The 19,802-nt window shown below is 66.0% G+C and carries 9 protein-coding genes and 1 pseudogene; all 10 read right to left on the bottom strand.

Features of this window, described 5'->3' with window-relative positions; genetic code table 11:
• Positions 1-4: 4 nt before the first annotated feature.
• Positions 5-1,438 (bottom strand): glycoside hydrolase family 125 protein, encoded by a 1,434-nt coding sequence (locus CVN68_RS01725; RefSeq protein ID WP_100280676.1) that lies wholly within the window; start codon positions 1,436-1,438, stop codon positions 5-7.
• Positions 1,435-3,780 (bottom strand): GH92 family glycosyl hydrolase, encoded by a 2,346-nt coding sequence (locus CVN68_RS01720; protein ID WP_100280675.1) that lies wholly within the window; start codon positions 3,778-3,780, stop codon positions 1,435-1,437. The genes CVN68_RS01725 and CVN68_RS01720 overlap by 4 nt, the downstream gene beginning before the upstream one ends.
• Before the next feature lie 28 nt (positions 3,781-3,808).
• Complete coding sequence (locus tag CVN68_RS01715; RefSeq protein WP_100280674.1) at positions 3,809-4,864, bottom strand: glycoside hydrolase family 43 protein; 1,056 nt, start codon at positions 4,862-4,864, stop codon at positions 3,809-3,811.
• Positions 4,865-5,016: 152 nt separating this feature from the next.
• A complete protein-coding gene (locus CVN68_RS01710; protein ID WP_100280673.1) occupies positions 5,017-8,004 on the bottom strand; it encodes a TonB-dependent receptor in 2,988 nt (995 codons plus the stop codon).
• 197 nt (positions 8,005-8,201) lie between these two features.
• Positions 8,202-10,160: a glycoside hydrolase family 2 protein gene (locus tag CVN68_RS01705; RefSeq protein ID WP_233503519.1), complete on the bottom strand. Its 1,959-nt coding sequence runs from the start codon at positions 10,158-10,160 to the stop codon at positions 8,202-8,204.
• An 11-nt stretch (positions 10,161-10,171) separates the two neighbouring features.
• Positions 10,172-12,541 carry a GH92 family glycosyl hydrolase gene (locus tag CVN68_RS01700; RefSeq protein WP_100280671.1) on the bottom strand — a complete coding sequence of 790 codons (2,370 nt, stop codon included), beginning with the start codon at positions 12,539-12,541 and terminating at the stop codon, positions 10,172-10,174.
• Between the two features lie 262 nt (positions 12,542-12,803).
• The gene (trxA, locus tag CVN68_RS01695; protein WP_100280670.1) at positions 12,804-13,124 is read right to left on the bottom strand and encodes a thioredoxin; all 321 of its coding nucleotides are present in this window, start codon (positions 13,122-13,124) and stop codon (positions 12,804-12,806) included.
• A 55-nt stretch (positions 13,125-13,179) separates the two neighbouring features.
• Entirely contained in the window at positions 13,180-16,608 is a 3,429-nt protein-coding gene (gene addA / locus CVN68_RS01690) for a double-strand break repair helicase AddA (protein WP_100280669.1), read from the bottom strand.
• Positions 16,595-19,523: pseudogene (addB, locus tag CVN68_RS01685) on the bottom strand (double-strand break repair protein AddB). Before addB ends, addA begins: the two are co-directional and overlap by 14 nt.
• Positions 19,523-19,792: a hypothetical protein gene (locus tag CVN68_RS01680; protein WP_100280668.1), complete on the bottom strand. Its 270-nt coding sequence runs from the start codon at positions 19,790-19,792 to the stop codon at positions 19,523-19,525. The pseudogene addB and the gene CVN68_RS01680 overlap by 1 nt, the downstream one beginning before the upstream one ends.
• Between the last annotated feature and the right edge of the window lie 10 nt (positions 19,793-19,802).

Below are 19,802 nucleotides of genomic sequence, written 5' to 3'. Positions count from 1 at the left end.
GTCATCAAATCCGGCTGGCGAGGAGCGAAGGCTTGCGCTTGGCCACGTCGAGGATCAGCTCGCCGAACAGGCCATTGGTCCAGGCGAACCACTTCCGGGTGAAGTTGGTCGGATCGTCCTTGTGGAAGCTCTCGTGCATGAAGCCGGTGTCGGCGTGCGTCGCCTTGAGCCAGCGCAGGCATTGGAGGATCGTCGCGTCGTCGTTGCTGTTGCGCGCGTGGACGATGATCGACATCGGCCAGATCATGTCCATCCCGACATGCGGCCCGCCGATCCCCTTCCCCGCTTTGCCTTCGAAGAACCAGGGGTTGCGCTTGCTCCACGCGAGCGCCGCGGTGCGGCGGAACAATGGGTCGTTGCGATCCGCGGCGCCGAGCAGCGCCAGCCCGCTCAGGCTCGGCACATTGGCGTCGTCCATGAAGATCGCATTGCCATAACCGTCGACTTCGAACGCCCAGACCTCGCCCCCCTGCCCGTCCGGCATCTTGCCATAGGCGTTCAGCGCCGCCTGCACTTCGGCGGCGAGCGCGAGGCAGTCCTGCGCGGCCGCGGCATCGCCGCGGGCCTCCTGGTGGACCTGCGCGAGCTGGCGCAGTGCCGACACCGCGAACAGGTTCGACGGGATCAGGAACGGCAGCACCGTCGAATCGTCCGAGGGGCGGAACATCGAGTGGATCAGCCCGACCTTGGCAGTCGGTGCGCCATAGCCGCCGAGCATCACCGTCTCGGTGGGCGATTTGTCGACCCGCTGGAAGTGATAGGGCCCAGGCCCGTCCTTGCGCTGCTGCTCGCGGAAGGTGGCGACGGCGCGCTTCGCCGCTTGCGACCAGAGCTCGTCGAACGGAGCTTTATCGCGCGTCGCGGTCCAGTAGCCGTGCGCGAGGCGCATCGGATAGCAGAGCGAATCCACTTCCCATTTCCGCTCGGCGACGCCCGGCTTCATGTCGGTCTTGTCAGTCTGCGACCATTCGAGATCGGTCTTCGCCGACAGGTCCGCCATGAACGCGTTGGCATAGGAATCGAGCAGGATGCAGCGCGCCTGGCGCTGGATCAGCCCGTGGAACAGCCGGCGCAGCTCGGCATCCTTCGGCGCCAGATGGACATAGGTCTGGAGCTGCGCCGAGCTGTCGCGCAGCCAGAGCGCGTTGATGTCGCCGGTGATCACCACTGCGTCGGGCTTGCCGTCGAACGTGCCGAACTGGGCGACTGTAGTGTCGAGCGTGTTCGGATAGCAATTCTCGAACAGCCACGCGATCTCGGGGTCGGCGATCCGCGCCTTGACCGCCTTGATCTCGGCCTCGACCGCCTTGCTGACGAAGCGCCGCGCGCTCGCCGGCGGGCGCTTCGACACGAAGCTGTCGGCAGCCAGCGCACGCGCCGGCAGCGAAGCCGCGGCGGCGAGCGCTCCGGCGCCTGCGATCACGTCACGACGGTTCATTTACGCTCTCCAGATGCACTCATCGAAAAGGGCGCGCTTGCCTTGTCGGCGCCCCATTGCTTGTTCGGCGTCGGCCCCATCACGAAGCGCAGATTGCCGCCGCCCTGCAGCGCCTCGCGCGTCAGCCAGGTCTTGTCGTGGCGCTTGCCGTTGAACGTCACCGACTGGATGTAGACGTTCTTGGCGCCGTTGTTCGCCGCCTCGATCGTCAGCTTCTTGCCGCCCGGCATGCTGAGCTCGACATTCTGGAACAGCGGACTGCCGATCGCATATTCGCCGACCGCCGGCGTCACCGGATAGAAGCCCAAAGCCGAGAAGACGTACCAGGCCGAGGTCTGGCCATTATCCTCGTCTCCCGGATAGCCGTCGGGTGCCGACGAATAGAGTTTCGCCATCACGTTGCGGACATGGAACTGCGTCTTCCACGGCGCGCCGGCCCAATCATAGAGATAGGTCATGTGCTGGATCGGCTGGTTGCCATGGGCATATTGGCCCATGTCGACGATCTGCATCTCGCGGATCTCGTGGATCGTCTGGCCGTAATAGCTGTCGTCGAACAGAGGCGGGGTCGAGAAGATCGAATCGAGCCGGTCGACGAACGCCTTGTCTCCGCCCATCAGATCGGCGAGCCCCCGCACGTCCTGCATCACCGACCAGCTGTAATGCAGCGAATTGCCCTCGGTGAAGGCATCGCCCCATTTGAGCGGGTTGAACGGCGTCGCCCAGCTGCCGTCCTGGTTGCGCCCGCGCATCCAGCCGGACTGCTTGTCGAACAGCTTCCGGTAATTCTGCGCCTGCGCCGCATATTTCTGCGCGTCCGCGGTCTTGCCGAGCGCTGCGGCGAGCTTCGACAGCGCGAAATCGGCGGTGGCATATTCGAGGCTGCGCGCCGCGCTCTCGTTGATGCCGACATCATAAGGGACATAGCCGAGCTTGTTGTAATATTCGACGCCTTCGCGCCCGACCGCGGTCAGCACCTTGCCGCGCGCATCGCGCGGGCGGCCTTCGGACGTCGTCGCGTTCTTGACCATCGCTTCGTACAAAGTCTCGACGTCGAAGCCGCGCACGCCGTTGAGATACGCGTCGGCGATCAGGATCGCCGAGTTCGATCCGATCATCACGCTGCGATGCCCCGGGCTCGCCCATTCGGGCAGCCAGCCGGACTCCTTATAGGTGTTGACCAGCCCCTGCATGATCTGGCTGTCCTGCTCGGGATACATCAATGCGAAGAACGGGAAGACCGCACGCCACGTGTCCCAGAAGCCATTGTCGGTGAACATCGGCCCGGGATGCACCTTGCCGTCATAGGGGCTGTAATGGACCGTCTGCCCCTTCGCGTCGACTTCGTGGAAGGTGCGCGGGAATTGCAGCATCCGGTATAGCGCCGAATAGAAGATCCGGCGGTTCTCGAGGTTGGGATCGTTTACCCGGATGCGCGAGAATTCCTTCTCCCAGGTCTGGCGCGCCTTGGCCTCGGTCTGGTCGAAGCTGTCGCGGCCGACTTCGCGGGTGAGGTTACGCTCGGCCTGATCGAGGCTGATGAAGGATGAGGCGACCTTGACGCCGACCTGCTCGCCCTTCTTCGTCTTGAAGCTGACCACCGCGCCGACATGCGCGCCTTCGCTCTTCGCGTTGTCGCGGAGCTGCCAATTCTCGTCCCAGGTGCGCGAGACAGTGAAGTCGTGGTCGAACTCGAGCACGAAGTAATTGTGGAAATTGGCCGGCACGCCGCCGCTGTTGTTGCGGACATAGCCGGTGATCCGCCGCCGCGCCTTGTCGACCGTCACCATCGAGCCTTCGTTATACGCGTCGAGGATGATGTGCGCGTCGTCGCTCGCCGGGAAGGTGAAGCGGAACTGCGCGGCGCGGCTGGTCGGCACCACTTCGGCGGTGACGTCGTGATCGGCGAGATAGACCTTGTACTTGTAGGGCTTGCTCTCCTCCGCCTTGTGGCTGAACCACGAGGCGCGCTCCTTCTGCTTGATCCGCAGCGGGCCGGTCATCGCCATCAGCTCGAACGCGGCGTAATCGTTCATCCACGGACTGGGCTGGTGAGTCTGCTTGATCCCGCTGATCCGGTTGGCGTCATAGGTATAGCCCCAGCCATTGCCCATTTCGCCGGTGACCGGACTCCAGAAGTTCATCCCCCACGGCACCGCGACCGCGGGATAGGTGTTGCCGTAGGAGAGTTCGTAGTTCGAATCGGTGCCCATCAACGGGTTCGCCAGATCGACCAGAGCCTCCTGCTGCGCCGCCTGCGCGAGGATCGGCGCGGGCAGGCACAGCCCGGTGGTCGCGAGCAGCGCGACGGCACCGCGAATTGATCGAGCAAAGGTCTTCAACGCAGGTCTCCCCTGAACAAGCTTTTTTTCATCTCGCCCGCCCGATCGGCCGGGGCGCGACGCCTTCGTTGGTCATCACCACCGGCTTTATCGTACCGTCGGCATTGAACTCCATGCGATCGAGCGCGAGTTCGCGATGTTCGCCGCGCTCCTCGCCGAGCGGGCGGCGGTGATAGGCGATCACCCAATCGTCGGTGCCCGGAAGCTGCACCACCGAATGGTGTCCCGCCCCGCGCGCGATCCTGAAATCCTGTTGCAGGATCTTGCCCATCGGCTTGAACGGCCCGACCGGGCTCGGGCCCATTGCGTAGGCAACGCTGTAATCGGGGCCGGTCCAGCCGCCCTCGGACCACATCAGATAATAGACGCCCTTGCGCTGGATCAGGAACGATCCCTCGACATAGCCCGGCGGGGTGATTTCCTTGAACAAGGAGCCGTCGGCATGCGGCACGATCGACTTCAAGTCCTTGCTCAGTTTGACGACGTTGCAGTGCTGCCAGCCGCCATAATAGAGATAGACCTGCCCATCCTTGTCGCGGAACGCGAAGGGGTCGATCGGCTGGGCGCCATTGTGGAACTTGCCGATCAGCGGCTTGCCGATCGCGTCCTTGAACGGGCCGCCGGGCTTGTCGCTCACCGCCAGCCCGATGCCGCCGGTCTCGCCGTCCTTCTGGATGTCGTTGGCGCTGAAGAACATGTAATATTTGCCGTTCGCCGCGATCACCGAAGGCGCCCAGATCGCGAACGCCGCCCAGGCGGCATTCTTCACGTCGAACACGTGGCTGTGCTTGGTCCAGTGGACCAGATCGGGCGAGGAGAAAGCATTGAAGAAGGTCTGGATGCCGTAGGACGGTCGGACCATCTTCTGCTTGCGCAATTCGGTCTGCGCCGGCGTGAAGCCGGGCGAGACGTCCGGCACCGCGCCATGATCCGAATAGGTCGGATAGATCCAGTAGCGCCCGCCGAAGACATGGATCTCGGGGTCGGCATACCAGCCCGGCACGATCGGGTTGGGCGCGGGCGCGGAGCCGGTGAGGAGCAGGGCCGCCGCCGTGGCGAGGCCGGTCAGGATGGTGCGCTTCATGCCGCCTGTTCCAACGATAATGTTGCGCCGGTGTGGCCGGCTTGTCGCACGGAATCCCCTTTTTGCAGAAAGGTGGAGGTGACCCGCGAGCGGGTCACCTCCATAGGAGCCTTGGGGGGCTGTAACGTGCGTGCGTCAGCTGGGCTGGCGCGTCAGAACTTGAACGAAAGGCCGAGATAGGCGCGGCGACCCGAATAGACGTTCGAGATGAAGCGGTCCTTCGTGTCGTTGCCCAGATGCTGGCGCTGTTCGGACTTGGTCAGGTTGATGATCGAGCCGGTGATCTGGAAGTTCTCGAACACGTCGAACGCAGCGTTCAGATCGATCTGCTCGTACGGATCGTCATAGATGTTGAGACCCGAAGCCAGCCCACGCACGACCTCGCCGCGGCGATTGTACGAAGCACGCAGCAGGACGGGACCGTGTTCGTAGAATACGGAAGCGTTGAGCTGCGTCTTCGCGCTGCCGACCAGCGCCGATTCACCCAGCTTGGTCCCGTTCAGCGTGACAGCGGCCTGCGAGGTGTCGTTATAGGTGAAGTTCACCTGCGCGCCGAGGCCGAAGTCCAGCGTATGCTGGGCATAGAGCTCGACACCCTGCGACACCGCGCTCGTGCCGTTTGCCTGAGTCGCATATTGCTGGACCGTCACGGTCTGGCCGGCGACTTCCTGCTCCAGGTCGATCACCACCGGCACGATGAAGTTCGACACGTCCTTGCGGAACAGCGTGAAGCCCAGCACCGAGCCGCGGTTGAAATACCATTCCGCGCCAAGGTCATACTGCCATGCGCTGAACGGCTTCAGATCGAAGTTTCCGCCATCACCGAACCAGCCCGGCCGCGCGCCGAATTCCGCGCGATCGAACACGAAGGCATCCGAGTTGAACGTCAGACCGCGCGAGGCCGCCAGATCGCCATAACCCGGCCGTGCGATGACCTTCGACGCTGCCGCACGCAGCAGCAGGTTCGGCATCGCCTCCCACGAGATGTTGAAGCTCGGCAGGAAGTCCGTGTAGCTCTTGCTCTCCGAATTGGGGCTGAACACACGGGTCTGGCGCTGCGCTTCCGGGATCACCGTGCAGTTGCCGTCGGCGCCCACGGGCTTGTTCGGATCGAACGGACCACCGGGCCCGTTCACGCAATATTCGTTCTGGTAGGTGATGCGGTCGGTCGACGTGCCGTCCTGCTTGGTATTGACCACGCGCACGCCGATATTGCCGCGAACATTGTCCATCTTGAAGTTCGCCTGGGCATAGCCGGCCCAGATCTTCTCCTGGATGTTGTACACGTTCTGCGGCTCGGGAACGCGAACCGGACCGCTATAGGTCTTGTTCAGATAGGCGATATAGTTCTGGATGTTGATCGCCGGGAACGCGGTCGTCTGGAATCCGCCGGCGATGTTGCCGAGCGACTTCGGGTAGAAGATCTCCGGCAACGCCAGTGCGCCGCCCGGCGTATCCTGGAAGCGCCGCGTGTTGGCGGCGTCCGAATACCATTCGAACTTGCCGGTCTCGCGATGAATGCGGCCGTCGCGCCACTTCGCGCCGACCTGGATCGAGTCGATGAACGACGCGTCGAAACTCCGGGTCACGTCCACCTGCGCGTAGCGCTGGGAGATCGAGCTGTTGGTGAAGCCCGACCCGGTCGAGCCGAGATCGATCTGGGCAACGCCGTTCAGCATGTTCTCGATCACGTTGGGCGAGAACGCCATCGCGATCGACTGATCGGTGAAGTTCCATTGGCTGAGCGCATTGCCGTTGACGGTGCCGTTGCGCGGCTTGGCCTGGGCATAGAATTGGAACGACGGGCCGCCGGTGGATTTGGTCTTGCCGAACACGAAATTGACGTTGAGGTGGCCGAGTTCCCAATTGCCGCGCACGTCATAGGTGTTCGAGACGCTCTTTTCGCGAACATAGGTGTCCTGCGGCGCGGGGGTCTCCATCGTGCAGAACGTCACCCGGCATCCGGTGCCTTCCGGCGGAACCGTGAAGGTCGCGCCGGTCATGATCGTGCCGCTCTTGTCGAACGTCGCGTCGGAGAAGAACCTGCCAAAGCCCCATTCGGGGACCTTGATCGTGCTGCGCGTATAGTCGCCGTTGAGCTGGAACCGGAAATAGTTCGCGGTGATCTCGAGATTGTCGAACGGCTTCGCCTGCATCGTCGCCTGGATGCCGAGGCGCTTGCGCTTCTGCTCCATGATCGTCTCGCTGACCGATTGCGGCGCCCAATAGCCGCTGTACCGCGTGCCGCCCAGGGTGGTCTGCCCGGCATTGTTGCCGTCGTTCCAATAGTCGATCGCGGAATCATTGGCGAAGGTGTTACCGTCGACGTCGGTCGCGGGGTCGGTGGCCTTGTTGTCGGTCCACCAGTGCCAGCTATCGCTGTTCGCGCTGAGCGAGCGATTGGTGCGCACCTGATAAGTGCCGCCGACCAGGAAGCCCAGGGTCTTGTCTTCATTGTGCCACGAGACCAGCCCTGAAACGTTCGGCTCGACCTTCCTCGTGACATCCGAATAGGTACCTTCGGCCGAGACGCTGCCCGACCAAGGCTTGAGGTCGAACGGCTTGCGCGTGTGGTTGATGATCACGCCGCCGACGCCGCCTTCATCGAGACGCGCTTCGGACGACTTGAACACCTCGACGCTGCCGATCAGGGCTGAGGGCAGCAGCAGATAATTGAACGAGCGCGAGGGATCGTCGCTGTCGGCACCGGCGATGAAGTTGCCGTTGAGCTCGGTCAGCGTCAGGTCGGAGCTGAGACCGCGGATGCTGACCCGACTGCCTTCGCCGCCATCGCGGTCGATGATGACCCCGGGCACGCGCTGCAACGAGTCCGCGACGTTCTTGTCGGGGAATTTGCCGACATCCTCGGCGGTGATCACGTCGACGAACGCATTGGCCTGGCGCTTCTGCGACAGGCTCTCTTCGATCGAAGCGCGATAGCCGGTGACGACGATGTCCTGCCCCTCGGCCGGATCCGCCTGGGCCGGGTCTTCCTGTGCCGTGCCGGCGCCCTGCGTTGCCGTGGCATCCTGCGCATGGGCCGTGCCGCAAAGCGCGACGAGCACGCTTGCCGATACCATCAGGTCGCGCGCGATCCGCTTGCGCGAGACGCCGCCCTGCTCATTGTTCTGAAACTTCATTCCCTCTCTCCTCCCTTTTGCCGGGACGTCCTCGCCTCCGGCTGGTTGTGAACGCCGCGGCTGACGCGCCGCGATGAACTCACTCGATCCCTTTGCAGAATATTAAAAGCAATTTGTCAATTGGATCGGGTCAGTTTGTGTTTCGCCCCCGACGACCCGTTATCGAGGCCGTCGGCGAGGCGCAGAAATCCTCGAAATTACGGTGTGGTCGGTGCCGCGCCGGGGTCGCCGAGCTCTTGCCAAAGCGGTTTGGCCATTGCGGCGAATGCCTCGGCCGGCGCCTTGGCGACCGCGCGGTCATAGGTCAGCAAGCCGTTGATCTCGCCCTCGACATCGGTGGTCTGGGTATAGACCGACGCGCTCAGGCCATGGACCTTCGCCTGGCGCACGATCTCTTCGAACTTGCGCCGGTAGCGCGCGAGATAGTCGGCGGAATCCTTCGCGACCTGGTAGCTCCAGTTGCGCTTGCCGGCGCGCCAGAGATGGCCCTCGACCGGACGCCCGACCCCGCCATATTCACCGATGACGATCGCGCGTCCGCTCTGCCGCGTCGGGACCTTGGGCACGTCCTCATAGGTATGGATGTCGAACACGTCCGAATCGCGCGCCGCGACATCGAGCCAGCCGCTGTCGGCATTGACCAGCCGGCTCGGGTCCATGCCCTTCACCAAGCGCGTCAGCGTGGCGGAATCATATTGGCCCCAGCCCTCGTTGTTCACCACCCACATCACGATCGAGGGGAAGGCGCGCAGGTCGCCGATCATCTGCGAGAGCTCGGCCTGCTGGTCGCTCATCACGTCGGACGACAGCACCGCCTGGCTCTGGCTGGTGCCCGCTAGGAACTGGTCTTCGCCGCCGCCCGACGGCATGTCCTGCCAGACCAGCATGCCCATGTGATCGGCGTCGTAATAATAGCGCGCCGGTTCGATCTTGATGTGCTTGCGCACCATGTTGAACCCGGCCTTTTTCAGGAACTCGAGATCGTAGCGCATCGCCTCTTCCGAAGGCGGGGTGAGCAGCCCATCGGGCCACCAGCCCTGATCGAGGGTGCCGTTCTGGAAATAGGGCTTGTTGTTGAGCAGCAGCATCGGCTGGCCGGTTACCGTCCCCGGCCCCACCGAGATCTTGCGCATCGCGAAATAGGCGTTGACCGTATCGCGCGGCGCTCCCGCGATCTGCGCCGCGGCATAGGTGTCGCTCTCGCCCCGTGTGAACCGCGCGTCATAAGCGGTGCGGTCGCGCTCGGGCTTGCCGGCATAGGGGTCCTTCACGCTCACCAGTTCGGCGACGAGGTCGTAGAGGAACGGATCTTCGGGCGACCAGAGATGCGCGTCGGGCACCGCGATGCTCGCATGCCGATTGGCGCGGACGATCGTCGAGGCGATCGTCCGGCCGCCCGAGCGCACGCTCAACCGCACGGCGTCGGTGTCGTTCGCCCACGCGCTCAACGCGACGTCGACTTCGATCTTGCCGGTGTCGATATTCGGCGTCGCGCGGACATCGGCGATGTGCAGCTTCGCGACCGGCTCGAGCCACACCGTCTGCCAGATGCCGCTGGCCGCGGTATACCAGATGCCGTCGGGATCGAGGATCTGCTTGCCGCGTGGCTGGCTGCCGGCGCTGGTCGGATCTGCGACCTGGACGACGATCTCATTCGTACCCGGCTTGAGCGCCGCGGTGATATCGAAGCCGAAGCTGTCGGACCCGCCTTTGTGCGCGCCGACCACGGCACCGTTGACCCAGACCATTGCCTCGTAATCGACAGCGCCGAAGTTGAGCCTGACGTTCTGCCCGGCCCAGTCGGCGGGCACGGTGAACTGGCGGCGATACCAGATGCGGTCCTCTGGAAGCACTTTGCGCGCGACGCCCGACAGGCGGGACTCGACCGGGAAGGGCACGAGGATCTTGCCGTCCATCGCCTGCGGCTGCGGCGTGCCGGCCTTGGCGATGGCGTAGTCCCACAGCCCGTTGAGGTTCTGCCATTTGTCGCGCTGGAGCTGCGGCCGCGGATAGCTGCGCCATGCATTTTCGGGCGTCACTGCCTTGCCCCAGCGCGTGGTGATCGCGCCGGTATAGACCGCGTCCGCCGGCGCCTGCTGGGCGAGAGCGGTGGCGGGGAGCAGCGCCAGCGCGGAAGCGAGGATCATCATACGCATGCCGCTCTCCCTCAGTGCCGCGACATCGAAGGCGGCGCGTCGGCGGGGGCGCTGCCCCATGTGCTCGGCTTCGGACCCATGGTCAGCACCAGCTTCGCGCCACCCGCGATGTCGGCATGGCGGAACCACGGCTTGCTCCAGGCCAGCCCGTTGAGCGTGGCCGACTGGATGTAGAGGTTCTTTGCCGAGTTGTTGCGCGCGACGATCTCGAGCGCCTTGCCATTTCCCATCTGAAGCATTGAGCGATCGAAGATCGGGCTGCCGATGATATATTCGTCGCTCGACGGATCGACCGGATAGAAACCAAGCGCGGCCATCGCATACCAGGACGAAGTCGCGCCCTGATCGTCCATCCCCGAATAGCCATAGCCGCTTTCGTCACTGCCATAGAGATCGTTCAGGATGCGCCTGGTCAGTTCCTGCGTCTTCCACGGCTGGCCACTCCACGCATAGAGAAACGGCGCCTGCTGGTCGGGCTGGTTGCCATGGACGTACTGGCCGATCATGCCGGTGCAGTCGCGGCAAATGCCCTTGGGGTTATAGGGCCTGGTGAAGAAGGCATCGAGCTTGGCGTTGAACGCCGCACGTCCGCCGAGCGCGTCGATCAGCCCCTGCACGTCGTGGGGCACCAGCCAGAGCGTCGACCAGCCCGACGCCTCCTTCATCATGAAATTGTAATAGGGCTCGGCCGGATCGAACGGCGCGATCCACTTGCCGTCGGCGGTGCGCCCGCGGACGAAGCCGATCGAGCGATCGAACACATTGCGCCAATTGCCCGCGCGCTTGCGAAACAGCCGCGCATCGTCGCTTTTGCCCAGCCGCTCGGCCATCTCGGCCATTGCGTGATCGTCCCACGCATATTCCATCGTCTTGGCCACACCCGCCTTGCCGCCAGCATGCGGCGGGCTGGGATTGCCCTTGGGGATCTCGTCGGAGACCCAGCCCTGCTTGTCATATTCGGCGAGAAAGTCGCGCGGCCCCTTGGGATCCACTGCGTTTTTCCGCAGATATTCGTATGCCGCGGCATAATCGAACGCGATGCCGCGCCGCATCGCGCCGAGATAGAGGAACACCGCATTGTCGGCATGGAACGAGGTGTTCATGAACCCGCGCTCGCGCGCCATGTCGAGCTCCGACTCCATGATGTCGCGCACCACTTCGGGCTCCATCAGCTCGAGCAATACGATCTGGTTGCGCCCGGTATCCCAGAACGGCACCGGCCCGTAGCGGTCGTAGCGCGCGGTCTGCACCGCGCCCTTCGCGGTGGTGAACTGCTCGCCCTTGCGCGCAACCAGCCGCGGGCTGGCGAAGGACTGGAGCAGCGTCGAATAGAACAACATCCGCTGCTTCGGCGTGCCGCCGGTCACCTGCACCCGGTTGAGCAGCTTCGCCCATTCGGCCCGCGCCTTGCCCCGCACGCCGTCAAAGTCCCAGCCCGGGCTCTCGGCGCGCAGCCGCTGGCCGGCCGCCTCGTAGCTGGCGCCGTGCGCGATCTTGACCAGCACCGCTTCGCCCTGCGCCGTCGTGAAATCGAGATAGGACCCTGCGAACCCGCCCTCGATGCTGCGCGCGTCGGGCTGCACATCCTTGTCGCCGATGCCATAGCCGCGCGCATTGCCCGGCGCCTTGCGGAAGCTGCCATAGCTTTTGAACGGCTTCGAAAACTCCGCGACGAAATAGCGCCCGTCGCGCGTCTCATTGTCGTTGTGTGACGCAACGACGCCGCGCACCATGCGATCGCCGACGATCTCGACGGTGCCGCCGCGCCCCTGCAGATTGAGGATCACGTGCGCGCGCTCGGTCGCCGGAAAGGTGAAACGCATCAGCGCGGTCGCCTGCGTCGCGGTCAGTTCGACTCTGGTTTTGAACGTGTCGAGGAACACCGAATAATAGCCCGGCGCCGCGGTCTCGCGCGCTTTGTCGTACCAAGATTGGGTGTAGACCGGCGGCACCGTCCAGTCGCCGACCACCGGCATCAGCGTCGGCGTCGCACGTGCGCCGTAAGTCGGGCCACCGCCGCCGGTGAAGCCGATCATCGTCGGGCTGGTATAATAATAAGGCGTCGCGACGCCCCAAGGATAGCTCAGCTCGACATTGGAATTGACCGGCGCCGACTCGACTGCGCTGTGCGGCAGCCGCGCGCCGGGCGAAGTCAGCCCCGAATAAAGCGGCTCGCCGGCCGGCGGCGCATTGCCGATCAGTTCCGGCTTATCGAGTGGTGCGGTGCCGACCAGCGGATTGGCTTCATCGACGGGCTCGGGTTGCGCCCGCTGCGCCTGAACCGGATCCAGCGAGAGCGCGGTGGCGGCCAGCAGGAGAAGGGAGCCAGATACGCGGCCGATCGACGGACTCTGATTCGGCGTGCGGACACCCAGTTTCATCGTCGACCCCTTCTCCCGCGGGCCGCTTTTGCGACCCAATCTTTATAGGCAGCAGGGTCTGGTCACGCGGCCGGCCCTGTCAGCCTCGCGAAACTCGATTAAATAAAGCATTTTGTCAATTGGTTTCGGCAGCGTTTTTCAATCCTCCCCCGCAGCGGGGAGGATTTAGGGCGCCCCAACGAAAAGCGCGGCCGTTCCATCGAGGAACGACCGCGCCTTATGTCGGCAAAATCTCAGGGCGACGCCGCGTCGCCCGCGGCGATCAGAGTTCGCGCTCGATCCATTGCTTGATGCCGTTCTTGGGCATCGCGCCGACCTGAGTCGCAGCAGGCTGGCCGTTCTTGAACAGAATCATCGTCGGGATGCCGCGCACGCCGTATTTGGTCGGCGCGTCGGGATTCTCGTCGATGTCGAGCTTGACGATGCTGACCTTGTCGCCGAGCTCGGCGGCGAGTTCCTCGAGCGCCGGCGCGATCATGCGGCACGGCCCGCACCACTCGGCCCAGAAGTCCACGAGCACAGGCTTGTCGGCCTGGAGGACATCGGCGTCGAAGCTGGCATCGGTGGTAGCCTGGGTGGCCATGGAAAATCTCCTGAAGGGGTCTTGCGTGCTTACTTATGTGTGCGGAGGTCCGGGCTCAAGCGCGCGAGCCCAAGCTTTGCTCCGTTGCGACCAAGTCGGCCTTTTGCGCCGCGAGCAATTCCGCCGGCAGCACGTGGAGCGTCGGTCCCGCGGTGTAGAGCAGCGCCGCCTCGATTCGCTTGCCTGGAAAGATCACCGCCAGCGCCGCGGCATAGGCCGCCATCTGGCGCAAATGATAAGGTGGGATGGCGTCGAGCGCGGCGGGCGCCCGCCGCGCCGTCTTGAAGTCGACCACGCGCACGATATCGGACCCGACCACCAGCCGATCGACCGTTCCCGAGACCACCAGCCCCTCGACCACCGCCGCGATCGGCGCCTCGGCAAGCGCATCGGGCGCGAACAATTCGGCGAAGCGCGGATCCCCGAGCACTGCCAGCGCCGCCGCGGCGATTTCGCTCCGCGCGCCCGCTTCCTCCACGCCCCCCGGTCCGGCGAGCCAGCGTTCGGCGGCATGGGCGCGCGCATCGGGCGCCAGCGCGGGCAATCGCTCGAACAGCGCGTGGAGTAATCGCCCGCGCTCGGCGGCGACGCGCAACGCCGGCGTCGGCGGCGGATCGGCGGCCAGATCCTCGCCCAGCGACGACGGTGCGAGCGGCCGCGGCGGCCGCGCCTCGGCGGGCGCCGGCTGCTTGATCCATTCGGGCAGTCGATTGGTCGTCTGTTCGAGTCTGGCCCGGGGAGCCATCAATGCGACGGGCGCCGCCGGCGTAATTCCCCGGAATTCGCGCACCTCCCCTTCGGGTACCCCCAGCGCATCGAGCGCGCGCGCGCATGCGGCGTACCAGCTGGCCGCTGGCGGCACGCCCTTGGCCTGCGGCCCAAGCGCGCCGGCGATCACCAGCCGCTCCTCCGCCCGTGTCGCCGCGACATAGAATAACCGCCAATGTTCCTGCAGCTCGCGCCGGTCGGCCTGTTCCAGCACCGCGTCGAGTGGCCCGCCGCGCTCCGCCGCGCGCGGCCGGAAGATCGGAAACGGCGCGGCGTCATGGTCTTCGGGCGCCCAGAGCAGGAAATCGCGCGGGGAGCGCGTCGGGTCGACGGTCGCGTCGGCGAGGATCACCAAGGGCGCCTGCAGCCCCTTGGCACCGTGCGCGGTCATCACTCGCACCGCCCCCGCCGGCTGCGCCGCGTCGCGGACGATCTCGACATCGCCGCGATCGAACCAGTCGAGGAAGCGCTGGAGCGAAGGTGTCGCGACATTCTCGAAATTGAGCGCGGCGTTGAGCAATTCCTCGATCGGATCGCGCGCTTCCTCGCCCAGCCGCAGCAGCAGCTTCCGACGCCCGTCGAGCGGCCCGGAAAGGATCTCCTCGAGGAAGCGATAGGGCGTCGTGAAGTCGGCGCGATTGAGCAAAGCCTCCAGCGGGCCGATCCGGTCCCTGGCGACATCGCGAAGGTGCGACCACAGCGACCTGCCCTTCGGCCGCAATGCCGCGGCCATCAGATCCTCCTGACTCCAGCCGAGCAGCGGCGAGACCAACAAAGACGCCAGCGACAGATCGTCCTCCGGCTGTAACACGAAACGCACCGCGGCGAGCAAGTCCTGCACTGCCAGCGGCGCGTTGAGCCGCAGCCGGTCGACCCCCGCTACCGGCACCCCCTCGGCATAGAGCCGTGCGACGATCAGCGAGGCGAGCTCGCCGCGCCGCTTGACGAGAATCATCACGTCCTCGGGATGCAGCGGCCGGCCCTTGCTCTCGAGCATCAGCCCCTCGGCGAGCCAGCGCTTGATCGCCCGCGCAATGTCGCCGGCGAGCTTGCGCGTGGTGTCGCCCACCCACTCCTCCTCGTCGGAATCGCTGCCACCCTCGGCGGTCGCCGGCCACAAGGTGACGGTCCCCGGCCCCGGCACTTCGCTGGCATGCGGCTCGGCGTCGCTGAGGTCGCCCATCCCCGGCACTGGCAATCCGCCCAGCGCCGCATCGACGAATTCAAGCACTGGCCGGGTCGAGCGGAAGCTGTGCGTCAACGACAGCGATTCGAGTTCGCGCGCCTCGACGTCGTAATCCGCCCGCACCCGCGAAGCCTGCCAGAACCGCTCGAACGCCGCGCGGAAGTAGATCGGATCGGTGCCCTGGAAGCCGAAGATCGCCTGCTTGTAGTCGCCGACGGTGAACAAGGTGCGCACCGCCTCGCCGCGCGCGCCCTCCCCCGCGAAAAACTCGTCGGCGATCGCGCTGACGATCGCCCATTGCTGCGGATTGGTATCCTGCGCCTCGTCGATCAAAACATGCTCGGTGACCTGATCGAGCTTGTAGCGCACCCATTCGCCCATGCCGGGCTCGGCGAGCAACGCGACGGTCTTGCGGATCAGATCGTTGAAGTCGACTGCGCCGACCCGGCGTTTTGCCCGCGCATAAGTGTCGGCATAAGCGCGCCCCGCCTCGAGCCCGCGCGCCAGCAGATCGGTGAAATCGGCCTGCATTTTCATGCCAATCAGCTCGCCGCAGCGTCCATGCAGCCGCATCGCCAGATCGGCATAGCCCGCTTCCTGCGGCGCCTGCCCCTTGCCGAACGAGCGCGGCTCGCCCTTGGCGGTGGCCCATACCGAATGCAGGTCGGCCAGCCGCAGCGCGCGCTTGCCCGGCGGCAGGGTCAGCCACATTGCGATTTCCTCGGCACGCGCCAGCCCGGATTTGGTCCCCCAGGCCGCGTTCATCGCCGCGACCGCGCGCAGCCCGGCGCAGTCGAATGCGTCGTCGCTGCAGCACGCCTCGATCTCCGCGGCGATGTCGCCGCTCGGCAAGTTCATCGCGCGGCGCAGGAACGGCTGGATCCCGCTCGGCAGCCTTGCCATCGCTTCGGCATTCGATGCGCAGATCTTGAGGAACGCTTCGGCCTTGCCCTCGCCGAGCCGCAGGCTGAGCGCGCCCACCGAGTCGATCAGCCCGGCACGCCCCTCACGCCCGGCATCGACCAGCATCTCGGCCAGTGCCTCACGCGCAAGCACCGCCTCTTCGCGCTGGTCGAGCGGCCGAAAACCGGGCACGAGCCCCGCCTCGACCGGAAATGCCGAGAGCAAAGACTGGCAAAAGCTGTGGATCGTCTGGATACGGATGCCCCCGCCCGGCGCATCGAGCACCTTGGCGAACAAGGTGCGTGCCCGCGCGCGTCCCTCGGGCGCGATGCTCTCGCCCAGTGCTTCGAGATCGGCGACCAGTTCGGCGTCGCTCGCCCGCACCCAGCGCGCCAGCCGGCTGGTGATCCGCTCGGACATTTCGGCGGCGCCCGCCTTGGTAAAGGTCAGGCACAGAATCGCGCCGGGATCGGTCCCGGCGAGCAATAGCCGCCAGACGCGCGCCGCGAGCACCTGCGTCTTGCCGGTGCCGGCCGAGGCCGACAGCCAGATATGCCGCGCGGGATCGCTGGCGCGACGCTGATTGCCCTTGAGGCGATGGAGGGCGCGGACCTCAGTCACGCCCATACCATTCGTCGCGCCGCATCAGCTGGTCATATTCGGCATAAGGCGCATAATCCGGATGCAGCTTCGCAGTGAACGGCTCGTCCCCGGTGAGCCACATCCGCGCCGCACCTTCGAACTGGGCCACCGCCCGATCGATGAACTCGTCCGCCGGCAGATAATCGCGGCGTTTCGGATCGCATGGGCTCTCGACATAGCCGAACGCCCCGCGGCTGTTCTTCGACAGCGACCAATATTCGAACTGCTTCGCGCGCCCCTCCACTCCCTCGAACCCGCCGCGCTCGGCGATCAGCCCGAGCAGGCCCAATTGCAGGCTGAACCCTCGCGCACCGCGGCCAGGCTCGGCGGCTTGCCGGTCTTGTAGTCGACGATCGCGAGGCTGCCGTCGCCCATCCGGTCGATGCGGTCGAAGGTGCCGCTCAGCTCCACCCCCGCGAACGGAATGACGCCGCGCTTCTCGACTGCGATCACCTTGCGCGCCGGATCGGCGGCGATCTGCGCCGCGATCCAGTCGATCGCCTCCTTCAATCGCGGCCCCCAAAGCGCGCGCATCATCGGATGCGTCTTCTCGTCGCGCAGCAGAGCGTCGGCCCGCGCACGCAATTTCTCCGGCGCGCAATCGTCCTCGACAAACCAGCGTTCGAGCACCGCATGCACCGCGGTTCCGCGCCATGCCGCGCTCGGATCGGCGTCAACCGGATCGAGCGGCATCAGCCGCAGCATCCGCCGCGCGTAAAAGGCGTATGGATCGGCCTTGAGCCGATCGACTTCGGTGACCGATAGCGCCTTAGGCCGTATTTCGACGGGCGGCTGTGGCTCCGGTCGCTTCGCGGGCTGATGATCGCCCGGATCGTCGATCCCGCGCAGCCACGCCGCAATCTCGCCGGCGCGTGTCAGCCCGCCCGACAATGCCTCGAGCCGCAGCCAGAAGCGCGACGCGATCGTCGGCGCGCTCGCGTCGCGCCGGGCGCGGGTGAGCAGCACCTGCGGCGCGCCGAGCGCCCCGGCGAGATCGTGCGCCGAAAGCCCGATCCGGCGCTCCAGCCCGGGCAGACCCAGCTCGGCGCGGATCCGCGGGGCGAGCCACGGATCGGGCGCGGGCAGCCCCGGCCATACGCCTTCGTTCAATCCGCCGAGGATCATCAGATCGGCGGTCTGCAGCCGCGCCTCGATCAGGCCGAGGATCGCGAGGCGCGGATGCCCGCCCTGCGACGGCCGCACGGCAACTTCGTCCATCAGCGTGCGCAGCATCGGCGCCAGCGCCTCGGGCTCGGCGCGCGGCGGGCCGTTCGCCGCCTCGCGTTCGGCGGCGTCGAGCAAATTCGCCGCCTCGCGTCCTTCGGCGCGTGCCCATAGCGCATCGCCGCCCAGCGCCTGCGCGGTCTCGCGCAATGCGGCGAGCAGCGCCGGCACCGGTTGCGCGCCGCCCCCAAAAACTTCCTCCAACGGCGCGAGCAATGCGCGCGCTTCGGGCCACCAGCGCAGCGCAGCGCGCCGCAGGTGCCCGTCGCGTCCGTCCTGCTCGCCGAGATGCCGGTCGATCCCGCCGAGCCCCGGCGCCGGGCGCGGTCCGCGCAGCGCGCGATCGAGCAGCCGCACGCCTTCGAGCCATTCGCCGCGGCGCTCCGCCATCACCAGCGGGTGCTTGAGCAAGGTCAACAGCGGCAGCGGCGCAAAGCCCTGCGCCGCCGCATCGGCGAGCGCGAGCAGCAAGGTTCCCGGCGGCAGGATCGACAATTTCTGCCCGGCCGAATCATCGACTGCGATTCCCCAGCGCGCGCAATGCGCCGCCACGCGCCGCGCCAGCGCCCGGTCCGGCGTCACCAACGCCGCCGTCCGCCCCGGCGTCTCCAGCACTTCGCGCAGCGCCAGCGCTATCCCCTGCGCCTCCTCGGCCGGCGTCGCGACTTCGAGCACGCGCACGCCGTCGAGCCGCCGCTCAGCCGCCGGCAACGCGGTCCAACCATGCGTCAGCTCGGGCGGCGCCATTGCCGAAGCAATCGCCTTGCTGCGCGCCGGCGGCGCGTCATGCTCGCTCGCCGCGCGCCACGGGTCGAATTCGCTGCGGTGCACGCCCATCCGGTCGAGCAGCAGCTTCAGATGGAATTGCGGGTGGCTCTCGAGGCTGCGCCGCCGGCGCCCGGTCACCGGATCGGGCTTGTGCGGTCCGAGCGCGTCCCATTCCCTATCGCTGATTCCGGTCGCCAGCCCCGGTAGCACCACCATGCCCTGCGGCATCCCCGAAATGCTGCGCAGCAATCGTGCGAAGACCGGCGCCGGCGCCGCCACGCCGGCCGCGCAAACGAAACCCGCCGGCGGCGCGCTCCGCCAGCGGCGCGCGACCTGGTCGATCAGCCGGCGCCGCCGCTCGGCGAGATCGATCCGCCCGAGCCGTTCGAGTTCCTTCGGCCAGCGTGTCAGTACCACTTCGAACAAAGCCAGCGAGCGCTCCCAATGCGCCGACAGCTCCTGACTGAGCTCGATTTCCTTGAGCGCACGCGGCGCGACTTCCTCGATCAGCAACTGGTCGAGCGTAGTGGCGAGGTCGCCGGCGAGCCGCACCGCCTCCGCCGCGTCGACCGGCGCGCCGCTTTCCTGAATCAGCCGCGCGAGGATCATTCGCCGCTGCAGCGGCTCGACAGCGGGCGGGATCGGCTCTTCGTCATCGGCGCTATCGAACACCGCCTCGTCGAGCTCGGGATCGCCGACCGCCACCAGCCGCGGCAGCAGCAGCCCGCCGGCGCTCGCCCGGACGAACGCATCCTGAATCGCCCGCTTGGCCCGGTTGTTGGGCAGCAGCACCAGCCGCGCGCCAGCTTGAGCGGATCGCTCCCGAACCGCCGGATCAGCCCGATCGCCAGCGCATCGGCGAACGCGCGGTGCGGCGGGATAGTGTAGAGATGAAGGCGTTCGGGCATCAGCGAGAAAAGGCCAGGAAGCGGCTTTCGGCAAAAACAGGCTGTGAAACTTCTGCGAACCAATCGGCGCGAAAACCCGGCAGCAGCTCGATCTCCCGGAGAAACGCGCCCCAGTCGCTCATCTCTTCATGAAGCGTCCAGACCTCGGCATCCGTCGAGACGTCACAGCAGATGAGATCGGTCGTGATTTGATCGATTTTGTAGAAGGTAACACTGTGGACCTTGCTCCACTCGATTTGGGCCAGTGCCGCAGCAGTAGATTTCTTCATGCTCCTAATC

Origin of the sequence: Sphingomonas psychrotolerans, from assembly GCF_002796605.1 — a bacterium.
In the GTDB taxonomy this organism is placed as follows: Bacteria; Pseudomonadota; Alphaproteobacteria; order Sphingomonadales; family Sphingomonadaceae; genus Sphingomonas; species Sphingomonas psychrotolerans.
This window is presented reverse-complemented; position numbering and strand designations above follow the sequence as displayed.

Excerpts from the sequence above, each read along its gene's own strand:
- CVN68_RS01725 (WP_100280676.1), bottom strand. The coding sequence starts at position 1,438 with ATGAACCGTCGTGACGTGATCGCAGGCGCCGGAGCGCTCGCCGCCGCG.
- CVN68_RS01715 (WP_100280674.1), bottom strand. The coding sequence starts at position 4,864 with ATGAAGCGCACCATCCTGACCGGCCTCGCCACGGCGGCGGCCCTGCTC.
- CVN68_RS01710 (WP_100280673.1), bottom strand. The coding sequence starts at position 8,004 with ATGAAGTTTCAGAACAATGAGCAGGGCGGCGTCTCGCGCAAGCGGATC.
- CVN68_RS01705 (WP_233503519.1), bottom strand. The coding sequence starts at position 10,160 with ATGCGTATGATGATCCTCGCTTCCGCGCTGGCGCTGCTCCCCGCCACC.
- CVN68_RS01700 (WP_100280671.1), bottom strand. The coding sequence starts at position 12,541 with ATGAAACTGGGTGTCCGCACGCCGAATCAGAGTCCGTCGATCGGCCGC.
- trxA (WP_100280670.1), bottom strand. The coding sequence starts at position 13,124 with ATGGCCACCCAGGCTACCACCGATGCCAGCTTCGACGCCGATGTCCTC.
- addA (WP_100280669.1), bottom strand. The coding sequence starts at position 16,608 with ATGGGCGTGACTGAGGTCCGCGCCCTCCATCGCCTCAAGGGCAATCAG.
- CVN68_RS01680 (WP_100280668.1), bottom strand. The coding sequence starts at position 19,792 with ATGAAGAAATCTACTGCTGCGGCACTGGCCCAAATCGAGTGGAGCAAG.